This window comes from Tibeticola sp. (assembly GCF_022759015.1).
Classification (GTDB): domain Bacteria; phylum Pseudomonadota; class Gammaproteobacteria; order Burkholderiales; family Burkholderiaceae_C; genus Tibeticola; species Tibeticola sediminis.
In genome coordinates this window covers 1-5,354 of sequence record NZ_JAEMQB010000095.1, presented here as the reverse complement: position 1 = coordinate 5,354, position 5,354 = coordinate 1, and the positions used below count along the sequence as shown (strand labels likewise).

Below are 5,354 nucleotides of genomic sequence, written 5' to 3'. Positions count from 1 at the left end.
GGCCCCCGGCACCGACGATGACCGCATGGGCGTCGAGCAGCCGCTGCTGCCCTTCGACCCCGATTTCATCGAGCAGGATGTGGCGCGAGTAACGCAGCAGTTGTTCGTCGTTCATCATCCTAAATCCGGCAGTTGACCGCTTTGAGCTGAATGCAAGGTGTTGATGTTTGAACCGTTTTTGGTGCATAAGCCGTTCACCGCTTGGGTGAGCGCTGCGTACCCGTTCGAGCCGCCCTCGGGCGCGGGGGCGGCGTTGCAAATCCTCGCCATGGCAAGCGCCATGGCTGTGGTTTGCGCCTTGCCCGCGCACCCGATGACGGCCCGCCCGGGCACGCCCAACTGCCGGATTTAGGATCATGCGAGACAGCCCCCGCCGAGGCTTGCAGGCCGCGCTCCGGTCGCGCCGGGCAGGGGCTGCGGGCTTCATTTGGCGGGCTGGGCTTCTTCGGTTCGCTCGGTCTGGGTTTTGCTCGTGATGACGGGCAAGCCTTTGAGCTTGTTGAGCGCCTGCTGAAGCTGGAAGTCCTGTGGCGAGCCGAACTCGGGGATCTTGCGTTCGGCAGCGGGCTTCTTGGCTTCTTCTTCGAGCTTCTTGCGCGCCGCCTCCCTCGCGGCCTCGCGTTCACGCTCCACGGCGGGGTCCGGGTTCTCCGTGCCGTTGGTGGTGCTCAGGTGCTTCTCGAGGTCGGCCTCACGCAGACGCAACGCGGCAAACAGATTGCCCTCGGGGGTTTCGTCGACCATCACATCGGGGACGATGCCCTTGGCCTGGATCGTGCGGCCGCTGGGCGTGTAATAACGCGCCGTCGTGAGTTTGATGGCGGTGTCGGGCCCGAGCGGGCGAACCGTCTGAACCGAACCCTTGCCGAAGGTTTGGCTGCCCATGATGACCGCGCGCTTGTGGTCCTGCAGGGCGCCCGCGACGATCTCACTCGCCGAGGCCGAGCCTTCGTTGACCAGCACGATCAGCGGCACGGTCCGCAGCGCCGCACGGGTGTTTGCCGACAGCACGCGCAGCGGATCGGGGCCGCGCCGGGCATAGAACTCGGGCGAGGCCTTGAACACCGCGCGGCTTTCGGGCAACTGGCCGTTGGTCGACACCACGACGGCGTTTTCAGGAAGGAAGGCGGCCGAGATGGCAATCGCCGCATCGAGCAAGCCGCCGGGGTCGTTGCGCAGGTCGAGCACCAGGCCCTTGAGGCGCGGATCCTGTCGGTAGAGTTCTTCGAGCTTGCGGGCAAAGTCCTCGGCGGTTTGGTCTTGGAACTGGGAAACCCGCACCCACCCATAGCCGGGTTCCACCACGCGCGCCTTCACCGACTGGGTTTTGATTTCTTCGCGGGTGATGGTGACGGTAAAGCTTCGGTTTTCGTCCTTGCGGAAGACGGTCAGCGTCACCTGGGTGTTGGGCTGGCCACGCATGCGCTTGACGGCGTCGCTGAGGCTCAGGCCTTTGACCGCCGTGCCGTCGATGCGCGTGATCAGGTCGCCGGTCTTCAAGCCGGCGCGATCCGCGGGCGAGCCCTCGATCGGCGAGACAACCTTCACCAAGCCGTCCTCCTGGGTGATCTCGATCCCCACCCCGACGAAGCGGCCCGTGGTTCCTTCGCGGAATTCCTTGTAGCTTTTCTTGTCGAAATACTGCGAGTGCGGGTCCAGGCTCGAGACCATGCCGGAGATGGCATCGGTGATGAGCTTTTTCTCGTCGACCGGCTCGACGTACTCGGTCTTGATGATGCCGAACACCGCGGCGAGTTGTTGCAGTTCTTCGAGCGGCAAAGGCTCGAGGCTGCCACGGGCGATCGTCTGGATCGATACGGTGGCGAGCGCGCCAGCGAGGACGCCCGCCGACACCCAACCCATCACCTTGAATTTGTAGCCCATGTTTCTCGCTTTCTGACCCCTGCGGTCGCCCGTCGATGTTGTGCCCGTCGTTCAGCAGGACTTTCCTTGGCTTGCGACGGCGGCTGCGGCCCGCTCGGCGGCTTCCGCGTCGCCGAGATAGTAATGCCGAAGCGGTCGCAGCTCCGCGTCGAGCTCATAAACCAAGGGGATGCCGTTGGGAATATTGAGCCCGACGATGTCGCTGTCGGAGATGTTGTCGAGATGCTTGACCAGCGCGCGGATCGAATTGCCGTGCGCCACGACGAGCACCCGCTGGCCGGCCTTGATCGCGCGGGCGATCGACTCCTCCCAGAACGGCAGCACCCGCGCCACCGTGTCCTTGAGGCATTCGGTCAGCGGCACCTCTTCGGGCTTGAGCTTGGCGTAGCGGGGGTCACCACGCTCGCAGCGCGCGTCCGCCGGGTCGAGCGCGGGTGGCGGGGTGTCGTAGCTGCGGCGCCAGATCAGTACCTGCTCCTCGCCGTACTGGCGCACCATATCGGCTTTGTTGAGCCCCTGCAGCGCTCCATAGTGGCGCTCGTTGAGGCGCCAGGATTTGACGACGGGCAGCCACGCGCGGTCCATTTCGTCGAGCGCGTACCACAGCGTGTGGATGGCGCGCTTGAGCACGCTCGTGTAGCACAGGTCGAAGTCGAAGCCTTCGGCTTTGAGCAGTTTGCCCGCAGCCATGGCCTGCGAAACGCCCGTGGGCGTGAGGTCGACGTCGGTCCAGCCGGTGAAACGGTTCTCGAGGTTCCAGGTGGACTCCCCGTGGCGAATGAGGACGAGTTGGTACATGGTTTTATATGAGAGGCAGAGCGCAGACAGCCCGCCATTCTAGAATCGTCCATTGCGCCGGGCGTTCGCCGGTGCCGAAAAGGATGTTTTTCATGAAGTTTGTCGTTGATAACTGGATGTGGATTTTGTTGGCGCTGACCTCGGGCGGGATGCTGCTGTGGCAGGCCCTGGGGTCTGGGGCGGCGGCGGGAGGCGTGACGCCAACCGAGGCCGTGCTGCTCGTCAACCGCGAAAAAGCGGTCTTGATCGATGTCTGTGAGCCGGCCGAGTACGCCGCCGGCCATGTGGCGCAGGCGAAGTCGGTGCCGCTGTCGCGCCTGGAGCAGTCTTTGCCCGCCGTGGTCAAGAACAAGTCGACGCCGGTGATTTTGGTCTGTGCCTCGGGCGTGCGCTCGCGCCGGGCCGTCTCGATCGCGCAAAAGCTCGGGTACGAGCGCGCCGTGTCGCTCGCCGGCGGTCTGCGCGCCTGGCGTGAGGCGGGCTTGCCCGTCGAGCGCACTGCGGCCTGATTTTTCGAGGAGTCCCCCATGCAGCCCGTCAAGATGTACACCACGGCCGTTTGCCCTTACTGCATCCGCGCCAAACAGCTCCTGCAGGCCCGAGGCGTGCAGGCCATCGAGGAAATTCGCATCGACCTCGACCCGGCGGCCCGCGAGACGATGATGCAGATCACCGGCCGGCGCACCGTGCCCCAGATCTTCATCGGCGACACGCATGTCGGCGGCTGCGATGACCTCATGGCGCTCGACGCCCGCGGCGGCTTGGTGCCGCTGCTGCAGGGTTCTTGAGTCTTTCGTTCCTGTTTCCTTTTTCTTATTCCTTCAAATCCATGACCGAACAAGCCGCCCCCGTTTTCCAGATCCAACGCGTCTACCTCAAAGAGGCCTCGCTCGAGCAGCCCAACGCACCGGCGATCCTGCTCGAGCAGCAGCAGCCGAGCGTGGACATTCAACTCGCCGTCGAGGCTGCGGGCGTGGCCGATGGAATTTTTGAAGTGGCCGTCACCGCCACCGTGCACACGAAGATCGAGGAGCGTACCGTGTTCCTCGTCGAGTGCAAGCAAGCCGGCATTTTCGAAATCCGCAACCTGCCGCAGGACCAAATGTCGCCCGTGCTGGGGATCGCCTGCCCGCAGATCGTCTTTCCGTACCTGCGGGGCAACGTGGCCGATCTGATCACGCGTGCGGGCTATCCGCCGGTGCACTTGGCGGAAATCAACTTCCAGGCCATGTACGAGCAACAGCAGCAAGCGGCCGCGGCCGAAGGAGCGGCGTCCGTTCAGTAATGAGGCGCTGGTCGGGGCGTTGCCGGCGTTCAACCCAGATTGTTCATTCGGACGCACGAAGATGGCGCGGCGATTTGCGCGTGGATTGGCGCACGGGAGAGGAGCCCATAGCCGAGGCTATGGGCGACGAGCACGGGCGCGAAGACGCCGCAAAGCGACCGCCAGGGCGTGCGTAGGCCCGCAGGGCCGCCTAATGGACAATCTGGGTTCAAGGGCATGGGCAGGCGATGAAGATTGACGTCCTCGGGGCAGGTGCCTGGGGCACGGCCTTGGCGATTGCCGCAGCGCGCCACCCCGATGGCCATCGGGTGCGCCTGCTCGTGCGCGACCCGGCGCAGGCGATGACGATGCGCTCGGAACGGTGCAATCTGCGCTACCTGCCGCAGACCTCTTTTCCCGACCGCCTCGAAGTGGACCTCCTCGGGGCCGATGCGCGCCCGGCGTCCGCCGCCGACGATGCCGATTTGCGCGTCGTGGCAACGCCGATGGCCGGCCTGCGGGGGGTGCTCCGCGCGCTGGCGCCGACGCGCTCGCCCGTCATTTGGCTGTGCAAGGGCTTCGAGCAGCCGCTTGGGCCGCCCGACGCCGTGGCCCACGGACGCTTGGGCCATGAAATCGCCGCTGAAGTCGCGCCTGAGCTGCCGGCCGGCGTGCTCAGCGGTCCGAGCTTCGCGCAGGAGGTCGCGCGTGGCCTGCCCGCTGCGCTGGTGGCCGCCAGCCCCGATCCGCGGGTGCGACAGGCGGCGCTCGCGGCTTTTCATGGTCCGCAATTGCGCATCTACGGCAGCGAGGACATCGTCGGCGTGGAAGTCGGTGGCGCGGTGAAGAACGTGCTGGCGATTGCGACCGGTGTGGCCGACGGCCTTGCGCTCGGCGGCAACGCCCGGGCGGCGCTGATCACCCGCGGCCTGGCCGAGATGACGCGGCTGGGGGTGGCACTGGGCGCGCGGGCGGAGACCTTCCGCGGCCTGTCCGGGCTCGGCGACCTGGTGCTGACGGCGACCGGAGATCTTTCCCGCAACCGACGCGTTGGCCTGTTGCTGGCGCAGGGGCAGACCCTCGAGCAGGCGGTGGCCTCGCTCGGACATGTGGCCGAGGGCGTCTACACCGCCCGCACGGCCGTGCAGCGCGCCCGGGCGTTGGGCGTCGAAATGCCCATCAGCGAAGGCGTGGTCGCCTTGATCGAGGGCCGCGCGACGCCGCAGGCCGTCTTGGCAACGCTGATGTCGCGCGACCCGAAAGAAGAAGCCTGAGAGGCTGAGAGGGAATTGGTCATGCCCGCTTTGACGCCCCAAAACACGCCAGAGGGCGTTGCAAATGCGCGCCGTAGCCCGAGCTACGGCTGTGCTTTGCGCCTACTCGGGCGCGTTTTGGGGCGCCCCTTCGG

At 66.0% G+C, this 5,354-nt stretch carries 7 protein-coding genes and 1 pseudogene; 5 read left to right on the top strand and 3 right to left on the bottom strand.

The genetic code is table 11. The annotated features are described in order from the left end of the window. Window positions 1-115: pseudogene (locus JHC36_RS05905) on the bottom strand (molybdopterin biosynthesis protein MoeB); the annotation flags it as partial. A gap of 48 nt (window positions 116-163) precedes the next feature. On the opposite strand from JHC36_RS05905, the gene JHC36_RS05900 reads away from it, so the two are divergent. Continuing rightward, window positions 164-352 (top strand): hypothetical protein, encoded by a 189-nt coding sequence (locus JHC36_RS05900; protein ID WP_287917021.1) that lies wholly within the window; start codon window positions 164-166, stop codon window positions 350-352. Between the two features lie 71 nt (window positions 353-423). Here the strand turns inward: JHC36_RS05900 and JHC36_RS05895 are convergent, their stop codons facing one another. Then, the gene (locus JHC36_RS05895) at window positions 424-1,884 is read right to left on the bottom strand and encodes a S41 family peptidase (RefSeq protein WP_287917018.1); all 1,461 of its coding nucleotides are present in this window, start codon (window positions 1,882-1,884) and stop codon (window positions 424-426) included. A 51-nt stretch (window positions 1,885-1,935) separates the two neighbouring features. Then, a complete protein-coding gene (gpmA, locus tag JHC36_RS05890) occupies window positions 1,936-2,682 on the bottom strand; it encodes a 2,3-diphosphoglycerate-dependent phosphoglycerate mutase (RefSeq protein WP_287917015.1) in 747 nt (248 codons plus the stop codon). 92 nt (window positions 2,683-2,774) lie between these two features. Between gpmA and JHC36_RS05885 the strand changes: the two genes are divergently transcribed. From JHC36_RS05885 to JHC36_RS05870, 4 genes are all read left to right on the top strand, one after another. Further along, window positions 2,775-3,191 (top strand): rhodanese-like domain-containing protein, encoded by a 417-nt coding sequence (locus tag JHC36_RS05885; protein WP_124220473.1) that lies wholly within the window; start codon window positions 2,775-2,777, stop codon window positions 3,189-3,191. Between the two features lie 18 nt (window positions 3,192-3,209). Continuing rightward, window positions 3,210-3,470, top strand: a complete 261-nt coding sequence (grxC, locus tag JHC36_RS05880) for a glutaredoxin 3 (RefSeq protein ID WP_124220471.1) — start codon at window positions 3,210-3,212, stop codon at window positions 3,468-3,470. Window positions 3,471-3,511: 41 nt separating this feature from the next. Next, window positions 3,512-3,967, top strand: coding sequence for a protein-export chaperone SecB (gene secB / locus JHC36_RS05875; protein ID WP_124220469.1), 456 nt, complete (start codon window positions 3,512-3,514; stop codon window positions 3,965-3,967). 227 nt (window positions 3,968-4,194) lie between these two features. After that, entirely contained in the window at window positions 4,195-5,220 is a 1,026-nt protein-coding gene (locus JHC36_RS05870) for an NAD(P)H-dependent glycerol-3-phosphate dehydrogenase (RefSeq protein ID WP_287917008.1), read from the top strand. Window positions 5,221-5,354: the final 134 nt, after the last annotated feature.